The 23,628-nt window shown below is 39.8% G+C and carries 28 protein-coding genes; 21 read left to right on the top strand and 7 right to left on the bottom strand.

What is annotated here, in order from left to right; all coding sequences use genetic code 11:
- The 10 genes from xerD to ICN40_RS05360 all read left to right on the top strand — a co-directional run bounded on the left by xerD (position 1) and on the right by ICN40_RS05360 (position 5,859).
- Positions 1 to 924, top strand: a complete 924-nt coding sequence (xerD, locus tag ICN40_RS05405; protein WP_216242676.1) for a site-specific tyrosine recombinase XerD — start codon at positions 1 to 3, stop codon at positions 922 to 924.
- Positions 925 to 941: 17 nt separating this feature from the next.
- Positions 942 to 1,574: a glycerol-3-phosphate 1-O-acyltransferase PlsY gene (gene plsY / locus ICN40_RS05400; RefSeq protein WP_216242675.1), complete on the top strand. Its 633-nt coding sequence runs from the start codon at positions 942 to 944 to the stop codon at positions 1,572 to 1,574.
- Positions 1,575 to 1,600: 26 nt separating this feature from the next.
- Complete coding sequence (locus ICN40_RS05395; RefSeq protein WP_216242674.1) at positions 1,601 to 1,972, top strand: MAPEG family protein; 372 nt, start codon at positions 1,601 to 1,603, stop codon at positions 1,970 to 1,972.
- Between the two features lie 83 nt (positions 1,973 to 2,055).
- Positions 2,056 to 2,307 (top strand): antitoxin, encoded by a 252-nt coding sequence (locus ICN40_RS05390; protein ID WP_216242673.1) that lies wholly within the window; start codon positions 2,056 to 2,058, stop codon positions 2,305 to 2,307.
- Entirely contained in the window at positions 2,273 to 2,716 is a 444-nt protein-coding gene (locus tag ICN40_RS05385; RefSeq protein WP_216242671.1) for a type II toxin-antitoxin system VapC family toxin, read from the top strand. Before ICN40_RS05390 ends, ICN40_RS05385 begins: the two co-directional genes overlap by 35 nt.
- A 41-nt stretch (positions 2,717 to 2,757) precedes the next feature.
- Positions 2,758 to 3,543: a GTP cyclohydrolase I gene (gene folE, locus ICN40_RS05380; protein WP_374222783.1), complete on the top strand. Its 786-nt coding sequence runs from the start codon at positions 2,758 to 2,760 to the stop codon at positions 3,541 to 3,543.
- A gap of 4 nt (positions 3,544 to 3,547) precedes the next feature.
- On the top strand, positions 3,548 to 4,486 hold the full coding sequence (locus ICN40_RS05375; RefSeq protein WP_216242669.1) for a hypothetical protein: 939 nt from the start codon (positions 3,548 to 3,550) through the stop codon (positions 4,484 to 4,486).
- Positions 4,483 to 4,710: a hypothetical protein gene (locus tag ICN40_RS05370; RefSeq protein WP_216242667.1), complete on the top strand. Its 228-nt coding sequence runs from the start codon at positions 4,483 to 4,485 to the stop codon at positions 4,708 to 4,710. The genes ICN40_RS05375 and ICN40_RS05370 overlap by 4 nt, the downstream gene beginning before the upstream one ends.
- Positions 4,711 to 4,894: 184 nt before the next feature.
- Complete coding sequence (locus ICN40_RS05365) at positions 4,895 to 5,203, top strand: high-potential iron-sulfur protein (RefSeq protein WP_216242666.1); 309 nt, start codon at positions 4,895 to 4,897, stop codon at positions 5,201 to 5,203.
- A 113-nt stretch (positions 5,204 to 5,316) separates the two neighbouring features.
- Positions 5,317 to 5,859, top strand: coding sequence for an HPP family protein (locus ICN40_RS05360; RefSeq protein WP_216242664.1), 543 nt, complete (start codon positions 5,317 to 5,319; stop codon positions 5,857 to 5,859).
- Positions 5,860 to 5,868: 9 nt separating this feature from the next.
- On the opposite strand, the gene ICN40_RS05355 is transcribed toward ICN40_RS05360, so the two are convergent.
- Positions 5,869 to 6,015, bottom strand: a complete 147-nt coding sequence (locus ICN40_RS05355; RefSeq protein ID WP_216227240.1) for a hypothetical protein — start codon at positions 6,013 to 6,015, stop codon at positions 5,869 to 5,871.
- A gap of 149 nt (positions 6,016 to 6,164) precedes the next feature.
- On the opposite strand from ICN40_RS05355, the gene ICN40_RS05350 reads away from it, so the two are divergent.
- Positions 6,165 to 7,652 carry a mannose-1-phosphate guanylyltransferase/mannose-6-phosphate isomerase gene (locus ICN40_RS05350; RefSeq protein ID WP_216242662.1) on the top strand — a complete coding sequence of 496 codons (1,488 nt, stop codon included), beginning with the start codon at positions 6,165 to 6,167 and terminating at the stop codon, positions 7,650 to 7,652.
- A gap of 20 nt (positions 7,653 to 7,672) precedes the next feature.
- Here the strand turns inward: ICN40_RS05350 and ICN40_RS05345 are convergent, their stop codons facing one another.
- From ICN40_RS05345 to ICN40_RS05325, 5 genes are read right to left on the bottom strand one after another with little or no spacing between them, the layout of a single operon-like run.
- Positions 7,673 to 8,773 carry a glycosyltransferase gene (locus tag ICN40_RS05345; protein WP_216242660.1) on the bottom strand — a complete coding sequence of 367 codons (1,101 nt, stop codon included), beginning with the start codon at positions 8,771 to 8,773 and terminating at the stop codon, positions 7,673 to 7,675.
- A gap of 39 nt (positions 8,774 to 8,812) precedes the next feature.
- The gene (locus tag ICN40_RS05340; RefSeq protein ID WP_216242659.1) at positions 8,813 to 9,733 is read right to left on the bottom strand and encodes a glycosyltransferase; all 921 of its coding nucleotides are present in this window, start codon (positions 9,731 to 9,733) and stop codon (positions 8,813 to 8,815) included.
- Positions 9,734 to 9,738: 5 nt separating this feature from the next.
- The gene (locus ICN40_RS05335) at positions 9,739 to 10,764 is read right to left on the bottom strand and encodes a bifunctional 2-polyprenyl-6-hydroxyphenol methylase/3-demethylubiquinol 3-O-methyltransferase UbiG (protein WP_216242656.1); all 1,026 of its coding nucleotides are present in this window, start codon (positions 10,762 to 10,764) and stop codon (positions 9,739 to 9,741) included.
- A complete protein-coding gene (locus ICN40_RS05330; RefSeq protein ID WP_216242654.1) occupies positions 10,761 to 12,215 on the bottom strand; it encodes a flippase in 1,455 nt (484 codons plus the stop codon). Before ICN40_RS05330 ends, ICN40_RS05335 begins: the two co-directional genes overlap by 4 nt.
- A 13-nt stretch (positions 12,216 to 12,228) precedes the next feature.
- Positions 12,229 to 13,200: a glycosyltransferase family 2 protein gene (locus tag ICN40_RS05325; protein WP_216242653.1), complete on the bottom strand. Its 972-nt coding sequence runs from the start codon at positions 13,198 to 13,200 to the stop codon at positions 12,229 to 12,231.
- 233 nt (positions 13,201 to 13,433) lie between these two features.
- Here ICN40_RS05325 and ICN40_RS05320 point away from each other — a divergent pair, with 233 nt between their 5' ends.
- From ICN40_RS05320 to ICN40_RS05275, 10 genes are all read left to right on the top strand, one after another.
- Positions 13,434 to 14,426, top strand: a complete 993-nt coding sequence (locus ICN40_RS05320) for a glycosyltransferase family 2 protein (RefSeq protein ID WP_308281770.1) — start codon at positions 13,434 to 13,436, stop codon at positions 14,424 to 14,426.
- On the top strand, positions 14,426 to 15,244 hold the full coding sequence (locus ICN40_RS05315; RefSeq protein WP_216242651.1) for an ABC transporter permease: 819 nt from the start codon (positions 14,426 to 14,428) through the stop codon (positions 15,242 to 15,244). Before ICN40_RS05320 ends, ICN40_RS05315 begins: the two co-directional genes overlap by 1 nt.
- Entirely contained in the window at positions 15,234 to 16,571 is a 1,338-nt protein-coding gene (locus tag ICN40_RS05310; protein WP_216242648.1) for an ABC transporter ATP-binding protein, read from the top strand. Before ICN40_RS05315 ends, ICN40_RS05310 begins: the two co-directional genes overlap by 11 nt.
- Positions 16,564 to 17,523 carry a class I SAM-dependent methyltransferase gene (locus tag ICN40_RS05305; protein WP_216242646.1) on the top strand — a complete coding sequence of 320 codons (960 nt, stop codon included), beginning with the start codon at positions 16,564 to 16,566 and terminating at the stop codon, positions 17,521 to 17,523. Before ICN40_RS05310 ends, ICN40_RS05305 begins: the two co-directional genes overlap by 8 nt.
- The gene (locus ICN40_RS05300; protein WP_216242644.1) at positions 17,520 to 18,542 is read left to right on the top strand and encodes a rhamnan synthesis F family protein; all 1,023 of its coding nucleotides are present in this window, start codon (positions 17,520 to 17,522) and stop codon (positions 18,540 to 18,542) included. Before ICN40_RS05305 ends, ICN40_RS05300 begins: the two co-directional genes overlap by 4 nt.
- A 1-nt stretch (position 18,543) precedes the next feature.
- Positions 18,544 to 20,049 carry a hypothetical protein gene (locus tag ICN40_RS05295; protein WP_216242643.1) on the top strand — a complete coding sequence of 502 codons (1,506 nt, stop codon included), beginning with the start codon at positions 18,544 to 18,546 and terminating at the stop codon, positions 20,047 to 20,049.
- A 65-nt stretch (positions 20,050 to 20,114) separates the two neighbouring features.
- Entirely contained in the window at positions 20,115 to 20,633 is a 519-nt protein-coding gene (locus ICN40_RS05290) for a hypothetical protein (protein ID WP_216242641.1), read from the top strand.
- An 11-nt stretch (positions 20,634 to 20,644) separates the two neighbouring features.
- Positions 20,645 to 21,013, top strand: a complete 369-nt coding sequence (locus ICN40_RS05285) for an EamA family transporter (RefSeq protein WP_216242639.1) — start codon at positions 20,645 to 20,647, stop codon at positions 21,011 to 21,013.
- Positions 21,010 to 21,921, top strand: a complete 912-nt coding sequence (locus ICN40_RS05280) for an NAD(P)-dependent oxidoreductase (protein ID WP_216242637.1) — start codon at positions 21,010 to 21,012, stop codon at positions 21,919 to 21,921. Before ICN40_RS05285 ends, ICN40_RS05280 begins: the two co-directional genes overlap by 4 nt.
- Positions 21,914 to 23,347: a UbiA family prenyltransferase gene (locus tag ICN40_RS05275; protein WP_216242635.1), complete on the top strand. Its 1,434-nt coding sequence runs from the start codon at positions 21,914 to 21,916 to the stop codon at positions 23,345 to 23,347. The genes ICN40_RS05280 and ICN40_RS05275 overlap by 8 nt, the downstream gene beginning before the upstream one ends.
- Before the next feature lie 169 nt (positions 23,348 to 23,516).
- On the opposite strand, the gene ICN40_RS05270 is transcribed toward ICN40_RS05275, so the two are convergent.
- On the bottom strand, positions 23,517 to 23,628 hold a 112-nt coding region (locus ICN40_RS05270), incomplete at its 5' end, for an IS3 family transposase (RefSeq protein WP_216242901.1).

The following is a 23,628-nucleotide window of genomic DNA, read 5'->3' as shown; positions in this document are numbered from 1 at the left end:
ATGAAAAAAAATATACCTCAAATTTCATTATCAAGCCAAGAGGCCATTGAGCGTTTCTGTGATGCTTGCTGGCTAGAGGATGGCCTGGCCCAAAATAGCTTGGCCGCATACCGTAGAGACCTATTGTTATTGGCTCAGTGGCTATACAAGGAGTCTGGCGGCGATCTTTATGGCGTTACTGAAAAAGACCTCACTGCCTACATAGCGCATCGTCGTGCCGATAAGGCGACCACTGCTAATCGGCGACTAACAGTTTTTAAGCGTTTCTATCGTCATGCACTCCGTATTAATTTAGTAAAGAGCGATCCATGTATTGGTTTGCGCGCTGCTAAACAAGCGCTACGTTTTCCAAAGACCTTGAGTGAAGATCAAGTTACCGCATTACTCAATGCGCCTGATATTGATACGCCATTAGGTTTGCGTGATCGCACCATGCTGGAACTAATGTACGCCAGTGGCTTGCGCGTCTCCGAAATCGTTTCTTTAAAAACCGTTGCCCTGGGTCTAAATGAAGGTGTAGTGCGAGTGGTCAATGGCAAAGGCGGCAAAGAGCGCTTAGTGCCATTTGGTGGTGAAGCAGGGCAGTGGTTAAGGCGTTATCTTGCTGAAGCGCGCACTCCTTTGCTGGAGGGTAAAACGACTGATGCAGTGTTTGTAGGGCGCCACACTGGCACTGGTTTAACTAGACAAGCATTCTGGGCGCTGATTAAGCGCTATGCAACGTTAGCGAATATTCCGGTGGCTTTATCACCCCATACTCTGCGCCATGCATTTGCCACCCATTTACTAAATCATGGGGCTGATTTAAGGGTAGTACAGCTCCTTTTGGGCCATGCGGATATCTCCACTACCCAGATCTATACCCATGTGGCCCGTGAACGCCTCAAATCGATACATCAGCAGCACCATCCTAGGGGTTCATAAGTGTTTAAGATAGCGGTATGGAATTAACCCTCGATCTCTTAATAATCCCGCTTGCCTATTTAATAGGCTCTATCTCTTTTGCGGTAGTGGTTAGTAAATGCATGCGCTTACCGGATCCTCACTCTTATGGTTCTGGTAATCCCGGGGCTACCAATGTGCTGCGCACGGGTAATAAATTAGCTGCAGTGCTAACTCTCATTGGCGATGCATTAAAGGGATACTTTGCTGTCATGTTGGCACGAGTTTTACTCGGCGATGAATCTCTTACTTCCACCATGAACTCCTGGCTCTTGTGCGGCGTTGTGATCGCAGTGTTCTTGGGTCATCTCTTCCCCATATTTCATGGCTTTAAAGGTGGCAAAGGAGTTGCTACCGCTTGCGGTATTTTGTTTGGTATTAATTGGATCTTGGGATTGGCTACGCTGAGCACTTGGATTATTGTGGCGATGTTTATGCGCTACTCATCTTTAGCAGCATTAGCAGCTGCAATCTTTGGGCCCATTTATTTTGTATTTTTATTTGGCTTTCAGCCAATGGGCCTAGCGCTCCTGGCTGTATGTGCATTACTCATCTGGCGCCACCGCAGCAATATCCAGAATTTACTCAATGGCAAAGAGAGTCGTATTGGCTCCAAAAAGATCACCAAATAACTAAAAATTAACTAAAGGTATTTCTAATGACTATTGCTTACGCTTGCATTCTGTTGATGGGTCTTCTGCCTTATGTAGCAGCAGGCATTGCTAAAAAAGGTTTTCAGGGCTATGACAATGCTATGCCACGGCAATGGTTGGCTAAGCAAACTGGGTTTAGAGCCAGAGCGAATGCTGCTCAAGCCAATTTATTTGAGTCGCTCCCTTTATTCTTTGCCGCTGTCATCATTGCATCAGTAGCGCATGCTCCACAAGACAGAATCGATCTACTTGCAATGGGATTTGTGATTGCGCGTATCGCCTATCTCATTTGCTATATCGCTAATTGGCCAACCACGAGATCAATCGTTTGGTTGTTTGGGATGATTTGTGTAGTGTGTTTGTTTTTTCAGATTTAAAGGTTTTTAGTCATTTGCTTGATGATTAATTGTAATATATCATTGCTATATTACAAAATATCCCCATAGATGTGGAGGGTCAGATGACAAGTATTGCCAAATTATTTATGAGCGGGCGCAGTCAAGCGATTCGTCTGCCAGCTAAGCTACGCTTTCACTCCAAGCAAGTCCGCATAGAGCAAGTGGGTAATGCGCTTTGGGTTACTCCTGATGATGAGAAAGAGCACAATCTGGGTCAATGGCTCAGTTCTTTTTATCAGCAGACTGATCCTCTTCCAGAGAATTTTTTAGAGGATCGGAATGATCCTCCAGCACAAGAGCGTGATTGGACTTAGATTGGTAAAAAATCAAAAAACTTTAGATACCAATATTTGTAGTTATATATTGCGCAGGCATCCGCAAAAGATGTTGGAGCGCTTTGCAGAGCTAGAGCATGATGAAGTATGGTTATCTGCCATTGTTGCTGCAGAGCTGAGGTTTGGAGCGGCAAAATTAGCATTGCCACGTTTTAGCGCTGCGATTGAAGCGTGGATAGATGGTTTTGAAATTCGTCCATGGCCGGTAGAAGCGACACATCATTACGCCCAAATTCGTTCTGGGCTAGAAAGAATGGGTCAACCCATTGGTGGCATGGATTTAATGATTGCAGCCCATGCCCTATCTGAGTCCAGCGGTTTGATCACCAATAATGCACGAGAGTTTCATCGTATTCCCAATCTTCAAGTGGAAGAATGGTCAATTTAGACCTTGTTCGATAGCCGCTATTTTTCCCCTAGAAAGTTTTTATGCCAACCCCTAAGAAAACTATTAAGAAAATGCCTGTAAAAAAAATAGCGAGCAAACCTCCTATTAAAAAATCCGCTGTTAAATCAAGGGGCGCGACAAAAGAGGAGGGTGGCTTACCTTTATCGGTAGTGATTCGCCGCCGTATTGAGGCGCAAAAAGCCCGCTTTCATGCGAATGACAATATCTCGGCATTTATAAAGCCTGGTGAGTTGGAGGGTTTGGTGGATGAGGTTGCTGAGAAGATGCAGGCCGTTTTAGAAAGCCTTGTCATCGATACAGAAAACGATCACAACACTCAAAATACTAGCCGTCGTGTAGCAAAGATGTATGTGCAGGAGGTGTTTAATGGTCGCTATGTTGATCAGCCCACCTTAACCAAGTTCCCCAATGTGAGTCGCTTAAATGAGCTCATGATTATTGGACCTATTACAGTGCGTAGTGCTTGCTCCCACCATTTATGCCCAATCATGGGCCGTATTTGGATTGGTGTATTGCCAAGCAAGGACTCTGCTTTGATTGGGCTCTCCAAATACTCTAGGCTCACCGAATGGGTCATGTGTCGTCCACAAATACAGGAAGAGGCTGTTGTGGAGTTGGCAGATATGCTTGAGAAGAAGATTAAGCCTATCGGTGTGGCGGTAGTAATGGACGCAGATCATTTTTGTATGCAATGGCGTGGCGTCAAGGATCGCGATTCTAAGATGATCAATAGCGTCATGCGTGGGGCTTTCTTAAAAGACTCGAATTTACGTCGAGAGTTCTTGGCTTTGATTGATCGTAAGTAAAGTAATGAAAAAGGTTTTTATTCTTGGCGTTTTGTTTATTGTAGGTTGCACTGCAGGCCCAATGCGCCAGGATTATCAATCCATGATGAATGAAGAAGTGGAATCGCCATTCTTTTACGTTCCACCGCTTAATCAAAAAGACTATGCAGACCGCACTTGGATTTTGCTTGCTGAATCTAAAACCAAGAACTGGTTTTACGATCCCTATACCCTGACCGAAGATGAGGATGGTGTTCTTACTTACGATGCTTTTATTGCGCCGAGAGAGAAAAATAATCTTGCGACATACAACGCCACTATGGTTGGCCCATTCCGCCAAAAGATTGATTGCTTTAGCAGCAACCAGTGGTCAGAAACTTTTTATTCCCAGAATATCGTCTCTAAGGGACCTCTAGTAGGTGACATCAAGCCAGTGAATGGCTCCGGCTGGGTAAAGATTGCCCCCAGAACCGCGATGGCTTATGTGCGCTCCCGTCTTTGCGGCAGAAAGTTCATTGATGATCAAAATATCAATTACTTCCTTTATCAAGAAGGTTCACTTCCCGCACCAATATCCCAGAAGGCGCCTGTAGAGATCTTTGATGAAAAAGAGAATAAGCAACTGGTGATTGCCAAGCAAGATGCAGACCGAGAGTTGGTGAATGCTCAATCTCCAATCTTTTATGAAGTCATTAATAACGAAGTAACGATTACCGACTCAAAAAAAGATGTTCGGCAAATGAGGTTGAGTTCTTACGTTTTAGGTAAAGACTTGGCAAAACAAGCGGATTACATTTTCACAGCTAATTGCCAAGAAAATTCCTTCACGTTAACTACTCAAGGCCAAGGTGCAAAATCCAGTGGTACGGTTGGAGAAAAAGACTCAATGTCTGCAGTTGCATTTAATAGGGCGTGTGGTGATCATGGGGCATATATGAAGCTAGGCAATAAGGTTATAAATTGAACGCAAAGTTTGTTCGTCTCAGTTATCGGATTGCGCCGCTCTTATTTGCATTGAGTCTCGCTGCTTGCTCAACATTCCCTTCTGAAAATCAAGATCCCGCTAAAAATAATAAAGCGACTTACAACAAAGACCTTAGGGAATGCAAAGAGGATTATCCTGAAATGGGTTCGGGTGTTCACATCCGTCAGTGGATTAATTGTATGAAGCTCAAGGGCTGGAATTAATCGACGTTTTTAGTAGGAGATTTTATGAGAACAATTCTCATCTATATTTCTATATAAATCATTGACTTACGCCATGAGTGGCAGCAGCAAATCTTCTCCACTATGATCTTCCTTAGTTTTCAAAGGTGCGTATTTATTAAAGATGCGCGTGCAAGTTAATCACTGATTTATTTTTGGAGAATCCATGAAAAATAGTCGTCGCCAATTTATGATTTTGTCTGCTGCTGGTGCCTGTACTTTGGCATTGAACGGTAAAGTTCAAGCTCAAGCTATGGTTGCAGAAACTGATCCACAAGCTGCTGCATTGGGCTACAAAGCTGATGCCTCTAAGGTAGATAAAGCAAAGTACGCTAAGTATGCTGCTGGACAGCAATGCGGTAACTGCGCATTGTTCCAAGGTAAAGCTGATGCTGCTGCTGGTGGTTGCGCTTTGTTCGCAGGCAAACAGGTTTCCTCTAAGGGCTGGTGCTCTGCTTACGCTAAGAAAGCTTAATTGCTTTCATAGTTTTAAAACAGGCTGCTTCGGCAGCCTTCTTATTTATCTCGGCTATTAAACTCTGAACCAGTAAATACCTTTTTTACTGATACAAAATAAAATTGGTGCACATGAAGCATGCCTTCCAGTCATTCATCAAGCGAAATTCCTTTTATCTAGGCGGTGACCAGCCCTCCGTAGCCTGGATTGAGCGATTGCGCTCAGTATTTGGCGCCTTTATTGGCCTGATGTTGGTAATCACTTTGGCCAAGTACCTTGGTGAGCTTAGTGGCATTGATGAATGGCTAATGGCTTCCTTGGGGGCAAGCGCACTGCTGGTATTTGCTCTCCCTCAGAGCCCTATGGCTCAACCTTGGGCGGTGATTGCAGGAAATACCCTGTCAGCCCTAATTGGAATTAGTTGCTTTCATTTGATTGGCGAGCCATTATTGGCCCTGCCTGCAGCTGCAGCACTATCCATTCTGGGAATGTTTGTCTTGCGTTGTTTACATCCACCCGCAGCTGCTGTAGCCCTAATTACGGTATTGGGTCATATTGCCCATTACCGCTATGCCGTTTTCCCCGTAATGGTGGACTCGGTCTTATTGGTTCTAGCAGGGGCGGCTTACAGCAATCTCACTGGTAAGCGCTACCCCAATAGACCCCCTCAGTAATAGTAATTCTTACTTAATGCGACCAGCTGCAATAGAGGCCTTGCAGTCTTTAATGCCATAATTTTGATATTTGCCTGCATTTTCCTTGCGGATAGATTGACCGCATTCGGTTAATGAGTTGCGTAGATTGATCTTGGGGATATTGCCTGTTGTCATATTGACTCCTTATTTATAGTTTTAGGTGCTGACGCTAGATAGCATTTCTATTGTGCGCCTGAATAATTTTATTCAATATTTGCCCCTTTGTTGCGAGCTAAAACCTATAAAATAAGGACTATTCAAACAAAAAGGCTTTCGACAGTCAAATGGCTTTAGTAATTCCAGTCATCCTTTGTGGTGGATCCGGCACCCGCCTATGGCCTTTATCTCGCTCCGGATTTCCAAAGCAATTCTTAGTGCTGTCGGGTGATGGTTCGTCCCAAAGTCTTTTTCAGCAAGCAGTAGAGCGGATTAACTCTATTGTAAATTCCGTAGTGGATAACAACATCACGCTGGGTGAGACCCTGGTAGTCACCAACGAAGACCATCGATTCTTGGTTTTGGATCAACTGCGTGAACTGAAGTCAATTAAGGCTACTTTATTGCTTGAGCCAGTAGGACGCAATACTGCGCCCGCCTTAAGTATGGCTGCATGTTGCGCTCAGCAATTGGCTAATAATCAAGATCCTATTTTGGTAATCACTCCAGCAGACCAAACCATTCAAAATCAAACTGCTTTTACTAAAGCTTTGCAGCAGTGCATTTCCTCTGTAGAGGGCTCGGTGGATTCGATTGCAATTTTAGGTATTACGCCAACTGCACCAGAGACGGGTTACGGATACATTCAACGCATCGATAGTAAAGATGTCAATAATGCGTATGAGGTCAAATGTTTCGTTGAGAAGCCGGATATCGAAACTGCAAAAACATATCTATCTGAGGGCTCTTACCTTTGGAATAGTGGCATGTTCGTATTGAGGGCGAGTACTTGGCTGGCTGCTTTAGAGGAATTTCGCAAAGATATTTACGACGCTTCAGTAAAAGCCTGGAAGAATAAAACTGAGGATGCATCAGGTGGCGTGGGCTTTATTCGTCCCGGTAAAGAAGAATTTAAAAATATTCCTAGTGAATCTATTGACTATGCTGTCATTGAAAAATGTCCAGGATCTCGCTTTCCAATCAAAATGGTTGAGTTAGATGCGGGTTGGAATGATCTAGGTGCATGGGACGCGGTTTGGCAAGTGGGTAAACGGGATGAAAATGGCAATGTGACTATCGGTGATACTTTGCTCACCAATGCTAAAAACTCATTGGTGCATGCTAGTAGTCGTTTAGTAAGCGCTGTTGGCATTGAAAATCTAGTGATCATAGAAACGCCGGATGCAGTGCTTATTGCCGATCGAAAAAATAGCCAAGATGTTAAAAGCATAGTGACTCAACTTGAAGCACAAGGGCGCGAAGAAAAGAATCTACATCGCAAGGTAGCAAGACCATGGGGCTGGTATGACAGTGTGGATGAAGGTGAGCGCTTCAAGGTTAAGCGCATTCAGGTCAAGCCTGGAGCAAGCCTTTCATTGCAAATGCATCATCATCGTGCAGAGCATTGGGTGGTAGTGAAAGGGGTTGCCGAGATTACTAATGGCGACCAAGTCATCATCTTAAAAGAGAATCAGAGCACCTTTATTCCGCAAGGGCAAACCCATCGCTTAGCTAATCCCGGTAGTGAGCCGCTCGAGATTATTGAGGTGCAATCGGGTAGCTATCTGGGCGAGGATGACATTGTGCGTTTTGATGATAGTTACGGGCGCCAATAAAAAGCCCTGAATGTAACTTTTTACTTAAGCCAGTTTGGCGTTTGGAATTTGACAATAGAGCGATAGATCCAAACATACGTCACGCAGAATAAAAGAGCAAAGCCTTGTAGGGCATAGGTGTACTGCCAAAATAATACTGCGGGAAGCACTGCAAAGCTTGATAGAACCCATAGGTAAGGGGATGTTTTGGCATTCGCATTTTCATTGGGGGTATTTCCGAATGAATCACTAACGCTTGAATTGGCCAGTGCCCAGCGCATAATCCGACGATAAATTAAGGTATGAAAGTGTGCGCCGTCTGGCATTCCAGGATTTTTTCCTTGATGTACTTTTCTGCGCCAAATGGAGAATAGGGTTTCAAAGATAGGATAAGCATTCACCAGGAGAGCAAACCAAGGTGAAACCTGCCCATTGCGAGCAACAATCAGAATTGATAAAACTCCGATCCAAAAGCCAATAAGATAAGCGCCACCATCGCCAAGAAATATTAAGCCTCTTGGGTAGTTCCAAATAAAGAAGCCGCCAATAGCGCCAACCATCATGAGGGCTGCGATCAAAATTGCTATATCCCCCACACGAAATGCTACTGATGCTATTGCGAGCAGAGTGATGATACCAACCATGCTTGCTAAACCATTAAAGCCATCAATAATGTTGTAGGCATTGGAGAGGCCTGCAATAGCAATACAGGTAAACAGAATTGAAATCGCTGGAATGGCTAAGAGTGAATCAATACCCCATAGGGAGATGTGAGAGATCCAGGCATTTAAAAAGTAGCCCGCTAAACCACCTGAGATTGCCGTGCCAATCAGCCTAGTCAGCACCCCAACGCGCTTACTTAAATCTTCCGCAAAACCGATTAAAAAGGCAAAGCTGCCACAAGCGGTAATAGCCATTAATAAAAGGCCACTATTGGCATCTTGTATGTAGCGCACAAAACTGGCTATCCATAGCGCTAGATAGATACTTAAGCCACCAATGCGGGGTACGCTAGATAGGTGAAATTTTTGTGGGCCTGAAAGATCAAGGTCTCCGGTGATATGTTGATGAACGCTTTGATAGCGAATGATGAATAGCGAGGCGACGAGTGAGCACAAAAATGCGCTTATGAGAGCGTACATAGCAATATTCTATTCTAGACAGATCAACTTCTTGGTACTTTATTCATGTCGTTTTTGAGGCGGAAGCAGAGCAAGGCTGATGCATGCCATGAAAAATAGAAATTTATCTTTTAGCCTTCGACGACATTGCCAGAAATGTTTGCTTAAGAAGAGGTAGCCGAGGCGGTTACCCTTGTCCCAGATTGATACGAATGGACTGTTTTCTAGGCCCACTGCATTTGCAATCAGAAGAGATTGATTGAGCCCCCAACCATTTAAGACTTTTTTGGCTCGCACCAGAAATGCAGATAAGCCTACGTTTGCCCCCACCTGGTTATTTGCATGTTGGCGATATAACAAGCTCGAATAAGGGTCAATAAACCAGCGATAGCCATTCGCTCGCGCATAAGCATAAATCAGCCAATCATGAAGGCTGATGCGGTTAACGGCATCCCAATGCATAAGGATAAATTTTTGCAAATTAATCGCAAATTTTTTCGTAAGCACATATGTGCAGCCAGGGCCCGCCGCTTCGAACAAAAAGTCCCACTGGACTTGCTCTTGCGCTTTATTGATTAAAAGCTTTTTCCCGTTTGGCCAAAACGCCGTGATATTGCTTGAGTAAGCATCGGCATTGGATTTATTTAGATTGGCAATTGCCGTAACAAGTTTTTTTGTCAGCCAAATATCATCTTGATCTGAAAGCGCTACAAAGTCATATTGGCTGAAATCAATATTTTTTATTAGGTGATAGAAGTTAGGGGCGGCTCCACCATAGTGCTGCCCAAAGGGAAGCTTATGAATACGGGGCTCTTCTTTGGATAGCTGGTCAATAAAATCCTCTGTGCCATCGGAGGATTGGTCAACATTAATATAAAGAGAAACCACCACATCTTCCTGTAAAAGAATGCTATCAATTTGCTCTTTGAGCCATTGCTTGCCATTGAAGGCCGCAAGTAATACCGCTACTCTCGGTTGCATATGCTTTATTTCTCGGCGATGAGGATGAGTTCTTCCCCGGAGTCGGGGTAAAAACGCCAGTAGAAAGTCAGAATGAGGCGGGCGAGATTCGATAAAAGTCTTAGTGGAAATGAATTTTGGCAGTTGGTTTTGAGTCGAGCACTGGCTGAAAAAACACCTGCGGCACTAAAGTTGCTTGTAATCACCTTCACTTTGCTAAATCCCGCTTGCTTTGCTGAGGATAACAAGGCCTCTTTAGTAAAGATATGTAAATGCCGTGGAGGCTCAAGTCCGCGCCAGTCTTTTTTGAATAATGAATGTAGGGCAGACTTACCATTTGGTGTGACGGCAACAAAAAGACCGCCTGGCTTAAGGATGCGAAATCCTTCTGCAATTAACTCGATGGGTTGTGGCACATGCTCCATTACATGAGCTGAAAAAATAGCATTAAATGTTTCGCTGGCAAATTTTTGAGAATGTAAATCTCCTTGCCTGACTTGTAATCCTCTTAAAGCACAAGCCTTGACAGCCTCAGGATCAAAATCTAAGCCTTCGGCTTGCCACCCCCAATCACTAAATTGTTTTAATGTTTCGCCAGAACCCACTCCCAGTTCAAGTAAATTTCCATGGGGCAAGTCTTTAAAGAAGATCAGCGGGTAATCCATGGATTCTTTAAAAAAATTGAGCCTTGTAATAAGCTTGCTTAGCAGTTGGGCTGTTGAGCCACTCTCTTTGGTTGGATGATTGAAATGAAGTGCTTGGTGAGCGCTTTTGATCCTTAAAAATAGGGAAGATTTTTTAGGGGTAGAAAAGGCATGGGTATAGTAATTTTGGTAGGCTAGGTACAGGTCCTCTTCAACCGGCATTGGATTGAGCCACATCAATTCACATCTTGCATTGGAACATTTGTAGATAGTCCACTTGCCTGGAGTATTGAATAATCTATCCCCTTGCTCGCCATAGAGTGCAACACCATTGCTGTTGCAACACGCACATCTATTTTTTACACTTACTCTCATTGACTGGTTGGGGGATGTTTCTTGGGTGCTCATTTAAGCATTCCTAAAATCTTATCTTGCCGTAGCTGTTTAAAAGTGGGAATGCAATATAAGCCTAGCAAAGTCAAGACAAAGAGGATGCGCCCCGAAAGCGATAATTGACTAAGGGATGGAAGAATGGCAATTGATCCAGCGGCCAGTAGCAGAAGAGGTGTTTTGATTGCAACCCAATTGAGAGAGTTTAGTTTTTTGCTGAAATAGATTAACCCCATCAAATCAATTGCAGCGCGCATACACCAAGCAAATGCGGCTCCCGCAATACCCCATAAGTTTAAGCATGCCCATAGTAAAACTAAATAAGGAATTAATTCAAATAAATGTAGCTTTGCTGTCCAGTCGGATCGTTTCGCACCTTGCACTTTTGCGAATAGAATTTGAGCAACACTATTGATGAGGATGCCAATAGTGAGCCAAGTAACAATTGCACCTCCTTGTTCGGCAAAGGCTTGTCCAAGCCAAATTTGCAACCACTCAGTGGAAAAGAATGAAATCAGCACTCCGGCAGGAAAGACAAGAATCAGGGTGTAGCAAATACCCTGATTTAGTTTGGCTGCCGAAAAAATGGGATCTTGCTCCCATTGCTTTGCAAATAGGGGAAATAGCACTCCTGCAATTGCTGCTGGAACCAGAAGCAACTTAGTGACTACCTCATAAGGGGCAACATAAAAGCTGGTTGCTGCTGCGCCCAAGATGCTAGCAAGAACAAATCTATCCATATAGACCATCATGGGGCCAATGATGTTGCTCACCGTCATCCACCCACCAAATTGGAGTAATGGTTTAAGCCATACAACATCAAAGCGCCGGCTAGTAAAGGCTAGAATTTGTGATCGATGAACTGCATAAATATGCAGCAACCAAACGAGAGTCCGCGTTACGATTAGTCCCATTACTGCAGAAGTTAGTGTAGGGCTGATAAAAGAGGTTAGGTATGGGGCAAGAAAGGTGCCAATACCCAAAACCATCCGAATTAAGCTAGCCGATTTAAATAAATGAAGTGCTTCTAGGATGGCGCGAAGAGCGGCTGTGTGAACAATTAACGGAATCGATAGAGCCAATAGTGAGAATGCATAAATACTTTCAGCCTGCAGTTCCCCGGAAATTTTTAAAAAATCCGTAATTAAGAGCGGGGAAATCCCCCACAGAATTAGACCTCCCAATATACCTAGTACCCACATCACAACAAAGGCGGTGCGAATGAGCTGTGCAATTTCAGGACCGGACTTATTTTTGCCAATCAGCTCTGAAATTTGTTGTGTCAGGGCACGCGATAGACCTAAGTCAAAAAGACTAAAGTAGCCAATCAATGCCCAGATTAAAGAAAGTAAGCCAAAACGCTCAAGACCATAAGCGGAAATAATTTTGGGAAATAAAGCCAGGCCAAAAACTAAAGGCAGAATATTGGAAGATAAATTCCAGGCGATATTATGTTTAGTAGAGCTCAAAAAAACGATCTATTTAGGTGGGGTCGAGCGAGGTCCGAGCAATGGGATCACACTTTAGAGTTTTTAAATCAAGCCTACCCCGAATGTTGCTGTAACCATGCCTAAGTCCCAATATCATGAGTTGAAAACGTAATGAACGCTCTTTAGAAAAGATTAAAAAGAATACAAAAAATTCCACCAGACGAAATAGTAAAAAAATTCTCCAAGTAAAAGACATGCCTACATCCTTGAGCATAAGCAACGTATTTCGAAACATATAGTAGTCTCGAAGAGGAGTGTGTTCCGAAATATTTCTCATGCCAAAAAACCAAAACTTTTTGGCCTTATCCCCTAAGGAGTGAATCATTTTTGCATCATGAATGCCGAGCAGCTGATAGCCGTTAGCGAGTGCGCGTAAGCACCATTCGGTATCCACATGATCAATAAAGTAGTCGCTTCTCATTCCGCGTAGCATGATTAATTTAGGTAGATCGATTAGTGTGCCGGAGCTAATCAAGAAGCTGGCAAAAACAGCATTACTAGGTAATAACTTTGTTTCGGGACGATACCGAAAAGGGATTTTGAATTTACTCACCATGAACAGCGACTGAAAATTAGTGCGTGGGTCGTAATACTGTGGGCTAGCTGCAATGATGTTCGGTAGCGAGTTTTGTGAGCCAGCGATCCCTAATAGCAATCTTTCAACCATTTGCTCTTCGGGCATGCTGTCTTGATCTAAGAGCAAAACATAATCTGCCTTTTGCTTGATGGCACACTCAATGCCGATATTTTGAGCATAGGCAATTCCCATGTTTTCACCCAGACTGACATACTGTATTTTGTCTGATGCGCCCAGTCCAGATAAAGCATCACTGGGGCTTGGAGAGTTATCAACAATGATCACGCCCCCCACTTGCTCGCTAGTAAGCTCAAGTAATTGCTTTAGATGGGCTAAGTTGGGGTGGTAAGCAACAATGATCGCTACGATAAAGGGGGATGGGGGCATGGGCATATGTTACCAACCAATTTTTTCTTGATTAAGAAGGTCTTTGCTGGGGCCCGGTAAACGCCATTAGCGCTCCTTGCCCTCTATTTTTGATGATTTAGCTGAGGTTTACGTGCTTTAGCGCACTGTTTTAAGGTTTATTTCGTTATAATTATTAAATCTAGGATAGGCGCGATGCCTTTGGGAAAATTTTGTCTCTAATCACGGTCTACAACTTGCGAGAAATACAGTAAGTGACTGATTTTATTAATGAAAACTTCTCTTTAAACTCTGATTTAGAGCTTCCTTTGGTTCAGACTGTAGCCCAGCCCTTAGTCGCGATTTTGCTGTGCACCTATAACGGTGAGCGCTTCTTAGCTGAGCAGCTTGACTCCTTAGAGGCCCAGACCCATCAAAACTGGGTGTTGATAGTCGGTGATGATGGCTCAAAAGATGGCACTTTGGACATTTTGCTCAAATATCAATCGAAATGGCCTCAAGGGAAAATGGCCATTCGCAATGGTCCCCAAAAAGGCTTTTGCCAGAACTTTCTGTCTTTAGCGTGCGATTCTGAAATTAAGGCTGATTACTACGCCTTTTGTGATCAAGATGATGTGTGGCTCCCAGAAAAGCTCACGGTTGCTTTGCAAACGATCACTGCCAATCAAAATATTTACGTGCCCTTTATCTATTGTGGGCGCACCACTTATGTTACCGAGCAATTAAAGCCTTGTGGCATCTCACCGCTCTTTGTGTTTCCGCCTAGTTTTCGCAATGCTCTGGTGCAAAGCATCGCCGGCGGCAATACGATGGTGTTTAACTTAGCGGCAAAACTGTTGATTGAAAAAGCTGGGCCGCTCAATGTACCTTCACATGACTGGTGGGTGTATCAGTTGATCTCAGGCGCTGAGGGTGATGTGTTTTATGACCCAGTGCCATATCTTTTATATCGTCAACATAATGGCGCCTTGGTGGGTGGGAATAATTCGTTCTCGGCAAAAATGGAGCGGGTGAAGATACTCTGGCAAGGGCGTTTCCAGGATTGGAATAGTCAAAATATCACAGCTTTGAAAGAGGTGCGTCATTTGCTCGTAAAAAATCACCAAGAGATTTTGAAGATGTTTGAAGCTCTCAGGGGGGCTGCCGTAAAAGATCGGTTTCGTTTGATGGAAATTTGTGGCTTGTATCGACAAACACGCCGTGGAACATTTAGTTTGTTTTTGGCAGCTTTATTTAAGAAGATTTAATGCAAAATTTTTCATTTACACCAAAAGCGATGTTTAATAGTTTTTGGATAAATCGCTCATTAATCAAAGTATTAGTTAAGCGCGAAGTATTGGGTCGATACAAAGGCTCTATTTTTGGAATTTTATGGCCCTTCTTAAATCCAATTTTTATGTTGATTGTTTATACCTTTGTATTTAGCGTAGTTTTTAAGGCAAGGTGGAGCGGGGGCACAGATTCGCAAACTGAGTTTGCTCTGGTGCTTTTTGCTGGGCTTATTGTTTTTAATTTATTTGCTGAATGTTTGAATCGCTCCCCAGGACTAATTCTCCAAAACGTTAACTATGTTAAGAGGGTAATTTTTCCTTTGGAGATTTTGCCAATCGTTTCCCTTGGCTCCTCTCTTTTTCATGCAATCATAAGCTATGTAATTTGGCTTGTAGCCTACATTCTTTTTTATGGCGCGCCTCACATTACAGTTTTATTGATCCCACTTATTATTTTGCCATTATTATTTTTAACGCTTGGACTCACCTGGATTTTTGCATCTCTTGGTGTTTATCTCAGGGATATGACTCAACTAGTTGGGGTAATGACTACGGTTTTAATGTTTCTCTCTCCAATTTTTTATCCCGTTGATTCATTGCCTGAGAAATTTCAAGCTTTCGTAAGCCTTAATCCGCTCGCATCAGTCATTCAACAATCTCGCCAAGCATTATTTTGGGGCGGCGCTCCAGATTTATTTGAATATTTGACTTATTTGCTCGGCTCTTTCTTTATTTCACTACTTGGTTTTATTTGGTTTCAGAAGTCTCGGAAAGGATTTGCTGATGTCATCTGATATTGCTATTAAAGTTGAGAATCTGAGCAAGTGTTACCAAATTTATGAAAAACCACAAGATAGATTAAAGCAGTCTATCTACTCCAGAGTGAGAAAGTTTTTGGGTAGGCATCCAAAAAACTACTTTAGAGAGTTCTGGGCTTTAAGGGAAATATCTTTTGAGGTAAAAAAGGGGGAGACAGTTGGAATTATTGGCCGAAATGGTAGTGGTAAGTCGACACTTTTACAGCTGATTTGCGGGACCCTAAACCCAACAGGGGGGGGGATTCACGTTAACGGTAAGGTTGCAGCTCTTCTAGAGTTGGGTTCGGGATTTAATCCGGAGTTTACGGGCCGAGAAAATGTTTATATGAATGCTTCCGTGCTTGGATTAAGTAAGCATGAAATTGATGAGCGTTTTGAGCAAATAACTACGTTTGCTGATATTGGAGACTTCATTGATCAACCTATTAAAACCTACTCCAGTGGAATGGTTGTAAGGCTGGCATTTGCAGTAATTGCGCATGTTGATGCAGATATTCTGGTTATTGACGAAGCGTTGGCAGTTGGTGATGCGATATTTACGCAAAAATGTATGAGGTATATACGTAAATTTAGAGAGACCGGAACATTATTTTTTGTCAGTCATGACATGGGATCTGTGTTGAATTTATGCAAGAGAAGTCTATGGATAAATAGCGGAAGGATGATGGAGATAGGTGAGGCTGAGGATGTGGCGAAAAGTTATCTAGAATTTACATCGCAACAAAACTCTAGCGGAGAATATGAATTCAAAAAGATAGAGCATCTTGGCGCTAAATCTAAAAATATAGAAACTAATGCTGCACGTTACGAATCAAAGTTGGGAGTAATTTCAAATCTTTCATCTTCAAATGGATGGCAGACTGGAAAAGCTGAGATCACAAGTGTAAGGCTTTGGAATTTAGAACGTGGCTGCAGTGATATTTTTGAAGGTGGCGAGATGGTAAGGCTATCCATAGAAGGCCTTGTTAATGAGGAAATAACAAAACCAATTGTAGGTTTTTTATTTCGAGATAAGTTAGGTCAAGATTTATTTGGAGAAAATACCATTCAATTTACTAGGATTAAACCTCAATCTTTAAAAAAGAGGCAGCATTACTGTGCGACTTTTGAATTTGAGCTGCCCATGTTGCCGAATGGGCAATATAGTGTGATGGCTTCATTTGCTGAGGGTGATCAAAGTATTCATACCCAGCATCATTGGTTGCATGATGCGTTAATAATTAATGTTTACTCTAGTAAGGTACGCTGGGGTTTGGTTGGCCTTAAATTTAATCTGATTGAATTAGAAAATAAAAATGAATAATTTATGGAAAATACATTCCTTGCATGACGGAAAAGTTTCAGACAAATGGGAGAGTTATTTGTATGTATATGAAGAACTTTTTTTTAAATTCCGTCAATCTTCAATTAACCTATTAGAAATTGGCGTACAAAATGGTGGTTCTTTGGAGGTGTGGAGTAGGTATTTTCCGGTTGCAAAAAAAATAATTGGGTGTGACATCAATCTAGCGTGCAAATCTTTAATATTTGACGATGAGAGGGTAAGCGTAATCGTAGCGGATGCAAATTCAGATATTGCATTCAATCAAATTAGACAAATCTCCTCAGACTTCGATATTGTGATTGATGATGGCTCACACACATCAGGAGATATCATCAATTCATTTTTAAGATATTTTCCAGTAATTAATTCGGGAGGGATATATATTGCTGAAGATCTTCATTGTAGCTATTGGAGTGAATTTGATGGCGGCATTTTTGACCCGTTATCTGCTGTAAGTTTTTTCAAGGCTTTGGCCGACTCATTAAATAGAGAGCATTTTGGTGTACCAGATGCACTAGAAAGAATTTTTGATGGTTTCAAGGAAAAATATAAATTATCAATTGATTACAATTTATTTAATGAAATAAAATCAATAGAGTTTTTCAACTCTGTATGCATAGTTAAAAAAATAGAGAAAGCAGGTGCTCCAGCAGGTCTGGGATGTCGTGTAGTTTCCGGGTCAATGGCGACCGTTGCAACTGAAAGTATGAAGCATAGAGGGGGGTACTTAAGCGCTCCAAATCAGGAGGGTAATTTATGGTCCAATCTAAGAGAAAATCCCAGCATAAACCATTATAAAAATCTAGAAAATATTGCTTTGTTAAATGACCATATTTCTCATTTAGAAGGGGAGTTACTTTTAATTAAAAATAGTTTTCTATGGAAATTAAATAAAAATTTAAAAAAAATTGGAAGAATTGTATTTAAATGAAAAAAATCATAAAAAAAATGATTGAATTAATGTGGAATATCTATATTGAATTATTGGGATTTTGGTATAAAATTACTGGCAAAACAACAATAACGGTATTTGATAATAATATTCTAATATCAAAAAAGATTTGTATCTTTTATGGATACCAAAATAATTTAAGTATTTTATTGGAAAAACATTTATGTGATCTTTTGTCACGTAAATTTAAAATAATTTACGTGACAAATCTAATTTTAAATAGGCCAATGCTTGATGCCCTATCAAAATATGTCGATATAGTAATTCAAAGGCCAAATTACGGGAGGGATTTTTCTGGTTATAAGGCGGGATATAACTATTTAATTAAGAGTGGTATAGAGCAATGCGATGAGTTATTGTTTACGAACGATACTGTAATTTACCCAATAATTAATGCTGATCAGTTCTGGGATGAGCTTCGAGCTAGCGAATCAAAAGTTGTAGGGCCTTTTATTTCTTATCAACGACAAATGCATATTCAAAGTTTTTTTATTTTATGTAAAGATCGTATTCATTTGAGCGATGCATTTAAAAATTTTTGGTCAGAATATAGCGAGCCAAATTCACGAGATAGAGTAATAAAGCATGGAGAGATTGGGTTTTCAAATCATTTATCACTAAATGGAATTAGATTCGATGGTGTTGTCGACGCCAAGTCTATAACAAATATATCAACTAAAACTATAAATAATGACTTGATTCCTGAGTATTTTAAACGTCTTTATTCAAAATTTGACCCAGCCCTATACCAATATCAACATAATAATCCATCCCACTTGTATGCATTATTTTCAGTTAAGTATTTTAACGTCCCCTTAGTCAAGAAAGACCTCCTTAGTAGGGGTACATTTAGTTTAACTGAGTTTTTCATAAAAATGAATCATTTAGATACCATTATTGATAAAGAAGAAATGAGGATTGAGTTAATAAAAAAAGGGTTACCAAGTTTTGAAGATAAGTTTAGAAATAAAGTGCTAAGTTGGATAGGCGCAATCTAACATGAAATTAAATTTAATTTCGAAGTCTCTTATTTCGCTAATTATATTAGTAACTCTTTCATTGGTTTTTTATTTTGAAATAGTAGTTTGTGAATTTAATTTTTGTACGATTAATTTAAATGCTATAACATTTTATCCTTATACTGATTTTTCAGAAAATATTGTATCTTCGTTTAATGTGGCAAATGGGTATACATTTGGAGTTGATTTTTCGCAACCTCATTTTCCTGGAATATATATTCTATATGGACTTATATTTAAAATATTTGGACTTATATATTTAATACCTGGGAATTTAACAACTTCTGTATTGATATTATTTTCAATATTTATTACGTTAAGTATTGCAATTATATACAGCACTATTGCAATGGGTTTTTGGCGGGGGCTTTGTTCCGTCTTATTGTCTTTGGTTCTTTTTTATAGTCTGAAGCTTTACCTTCCAATGTCAGAAACATTGGCATTTTGGATTGCTACACCATTACTGTACTCAAATTTGCGCTTATTAAATAAAGAAAAAAAAATCAGCCTTGTAGATATTACTGGGCCAATATTAGTTACATATTTTGGAATAGGCTTCCCAGGCCTTTTAATACTCCCTATATTTTTATATATTATATTAACTATAAAAGATCACAATACGCTTCCTACTAAAAGTACTTACGTATATTCCATATTATTTATATTAATAATTTTCTTCAGTATATTTGTAAATGTAGATTTGTCAGAATTATATTTTTGGACTATAGATATAAATACATCAGATGTCAAACCATCGCTACTAAAAAATATAATTATAAATATTATTAATTTAGGGCAAAATGGGGATTTATACTCTTATGGAACATCAATCGTAATAATTACATTCATAATTTTATTTTTAAGAATTAAGCATTATATAAATAGCAACCTTACAGCCGTTTATTTAATATTAATGCTACTATCATTTTATTGGAGAATGCCTGATTCATATAAAGTTCTTCCTGCATTGTCTTTATTGTTTGCTATCATTTTCTACACTGCTAGAAATTATAATTTTGATAAGCTCCTTTTTTATAGTTTATTTATTATTTTATTGGTAATATCAAGTAAATATATATTCAATAAAAATACTTTTGATAAGCTTAATGTAGAGAGGTATCAAGTAAGTCATTCAAATAATATTGATTTCGCCAGTTACGGAATATGTAAAAGCTCTGCAGGTAGAAATCAAACTAATTGCTACTGTATGCAAACAATGGTTTTTGGACCTCAGTTATATATACTCAATGATATATTGCAGTGCAAGTATCAAATTAGCACTTGGAGCTCTAGGATGGGTTTGAATAGTAAGTATAAGGAAATTGTATTAAAAAGTATTTATGACGGCAAATCAGCATTTTATATACCCCCTAAAAATTATATGGATGGAGATTTGGCTCTTGAGGGAATAGTTCTTCAAATAAAAAATAACTTATCATGTATTCATTTATCAAATGGATTTGAACTTTGTAAGCCAAAAGAGTGATAAGCCCGTTAAATTTCAAATTTCAAATAATCAACGCCCTTTATTATCTATATATCATATCAAAAATGAACGCTATTAATTTTTTTTCACGCTTAATTTTTTTCTTCCTCTTATATATATTTTTATTTGCTCTAATTAGATTATTTGACAATTCAGCAATTGTTTTCTATCAAGGCAATAATCTAATAATTGTAATGATTATTTCATTAATACTATTCGATTGGTTTAGAAACAAAAATTTAAAATTTATAATTGACAATACACCTTTTTATTTCTGTGCTGGCGTTTTATGTTTTTCCTTCTTAACTACTTTTCCAGTAATTTTGGATAGATCTATTACTTTACATATGTATAATTTCTTGGCCCATTCTACACAAGGTGTAACTGTGGATCAAATTCGAAATGATTTTATTGCTGAATTTGTTTTCCATCATAGCGCTATAGAAAAGAGAGTAATTGAGCAAGAGGTTCTAGGTAATATTAGTAAAAGTGATAATAATATTTATTTAACTGAATCAGGCTATAATTCTTATAGATTTTTTCAGTTTCTAAATAAGTTATTTAATATATCTCCCACTTATTAGTAAGGATATCAGTGAGCTTAACAAATTTTCTTATAATTCTTGTTGGCGTTTTATTAAATGCCTTCGCGCAAATATCCCTTAAATTTGGATCCAACGCAATTAATAACTATGGTGCAGCAACTGATATCTCTGGTTTCTTACTCAAATTTTTTAACCTTCCAATAGTACTTGGTTTAATTTGCTATGGATTTTCTGTTATTTCATGGATTTATGCTTTAACACGTGTTGAAGTTAGCGTAGCCTATCCGATGCTTTCAATTGGTTATATTGTTGTTGCTTTGCTGGCATCCTTTTTCTTTGGGGAGCATATTACTTATCAAAAAATTGGTGCAATGTCTGTGATTATCGTTGGTGTTTTTCTGATGTCGAGGGCTCAATGAGGGTTCTTATTACTGGTGCCGCTGGATTTTTAGGTTCTGCAGTATGTGGGGCTCTAAGCTCTGAACATGAGATCTTTACTGTTGATAAAGAGGGTGACGTAGATTACACCTGCGATTTATCATGTAAAGATTCGCTGAGCGCTCTTCCTGAAGTTGATGTTGTAGTCAATTGTGCTGCCGTACAGTACGTCACAAAAAATAAACCCCTTTTTTTTCGCAAAAAATGGTTTTTTAAAAATAACGTTGAGATTGTTGAAAATATAATTGATCGTTACAAAGGCAGTGGCGCCCATCTCGTCCATGTAGGTACCAGCATGATGTATCTTCAGGATGGCTCGGGAATTTACAGTCCCGAGTCTATTCTGGGTGCGCAGGGGATATATTCGAAGTCTAAAGTAATCTGCCAGGGAGTTATCGCAGATTCTGGCATGCCATCTAGCACGGTAATCCCCTGTATCATAGGCGGAGCCGGGCGAGAGGGTTTATTTATTAATTTTGTTAGAGCTATAAAAAGATCTGGATTGGTTGTGATTCCTGGAACTGGTAATCACAGGACAAATATGGTTCATGTGCTGGATGTTGCTCAGCTAGTTAAATTGCTGGTTGAAACTAGAGCGCTGGGTTTATACAATGCAGCCGCTACCGATCCTCTTACGGTTAATGACTGGGCTGTTATCACCGCTCAAAAGCTCGGATCAAGTGTCAAAATTATTCACATGCCCCTAACGCTACTACAAGTTATTTCTTCTATTTTTGGGTATCGTATCCTTGCTAAAGAGCAGCTAATAATGCTTAGTGAGCAGCATGTACTTGACGTTGAGAAAAGCTATGCTCTGGGTTGGAGGCCAAAATATTCCAATAGAGAGTTGCTCGAGGATCTTATTGACGGGCTAATTCCCCATGAATAACAAGATCTTAGCAGTAGACTTGGATGGCACACTAATTCGCTCCGATTTACTCGTTGAAGGACTTTTAAAATTAATATTGAGAAAGCCTTGGATAACTATACCCCTAATTTTTAAACTTTTTCAAGGTAAGGCGGCCTTTAAAAATTATATAGCTTCTGTCGCAGATATTGACTGCATAAATCTACCTTACAACAATAAAGTTATTGCATTTATAAAAGAGCAGAAGCAGAACGGAGCCTATCTAATTTTATGTACAGCTAGCAACTATCGGTATGCTGAAAAAATTTTTCAGTATTTAAAAATATTTAATGAGGTCATGGCCTCCGATGCAAATTTAAATTTAAGCGGAAAAAATAAAAGTCAGGCTTTGATAGAAAAGTTCGGCGTTGGGGGTTTTGACTATATAGGTAACTCACCTGATGATTTTGCAGTGTGGGCCAATGCATCTAAAGCTATTTTGGTGAGGCCAACAAGAGAAATTCATAAAAAAATAAAAAAAATTAATGCTAATTTTGAAATTTTAGACTCAGACTCAATAACAGATTTATCTAAAATTATATCAATGTTACGTCCGCATCAGTGGTTAAAAAATTTATTGATATTTTTACCTTTTTTGACCGCAACCGATTACACCCCAAACCTAGAAACGTTTTTCAAGCTGCTTTTCGCTTTTATGTCATTCAGTATCTGCGCCTCTTCTGTATATATCTTAAATGATCTATCGGATATAGAAAGTGATAGAGAGCATATAAGGAAGCGATTCAGATCCCTTGCCTCTGGTGGAGTGCAAATTTACCTCGCGGCAATTATCTTGCCAGTTCTTTTTTCATTATCTTTAATGATTGCATATTTTTTGCCTGTGAAATTCTTTTTCATACTGGGCGCATATTTTTTCTTAACTATCTTATATTCTTTTTCGCTAAAAAAAATGGTTTTAATCGATTGTTTTATGTTGGCGATCCTTTATACCATTCGGATAGTGGCGGGTGCAATAGCACTAAATTTAGACCTAACTTTTTGGTTGTTATTATTTAGTTTTACTTTTTTTCTTTCCTTATCTTTTGTTAAAAGGGCCTCTGAATTACATGTTATCGGAGGAGTTAGTGTTGATAAGATAAGGGGGCGGGGATATACAGTTAAAGATTATGAATTTATACAATGTTTAGGTATTTGTTCTGGTGTAGCGTCAGTTCTGTTGTTTGCACTTTATTTAAATACACCCAGAGCAATTGAGGTGTATTTAAATCATCAGCTCTCCATTCTATCCATACCAATATTATTATTTTGGATATCAAGAGTGTGGCTTTGCACTCAGCGAGGGCAAATGCATGACGATCCTGTGATTTATGCTGTTAAGGACCCAATTAGCATCTGCTGTGGAGCTATTTTTGTCATGATTCTTGCTATTGCTAGATTTGGCATTTAGTTCTCATGTGGACGGCGCTGAGAAGTTTTCTGTTAATAACTCTTTTTTATACTTTAGTATTAATTTTTATATTTAAAGAAGCAAATTATGAAAGCTTACAATTTAATGAGGTTGGTTTCTCCCTTTTTGCCATACCTTTAACTTTATCAATTGAATCGCTACCAATATCTTAGACACTTCCCAACCTCGCTTGGTACTGCTGTTCAAATCTTACCGGAGAAAGTCCATTGTTGTAACTATGGCGTCTAACCGGGTTGTAAAACATTTCGATGTAATCAAAA

The organism is Polynucleobacter sp. Fuers-14, from assembly GCF_018882045.1.
Lineage (GTDB): Bacteria > Pseudomonadota > Gammaproteobacteria > Burkholderiales > Burkholderiaceae > Polynucleobacter.
Note: the sequence above shows the minus strand (reverse complement) of the source record. Positions and strands in the feature narration are given on the sequence as shown.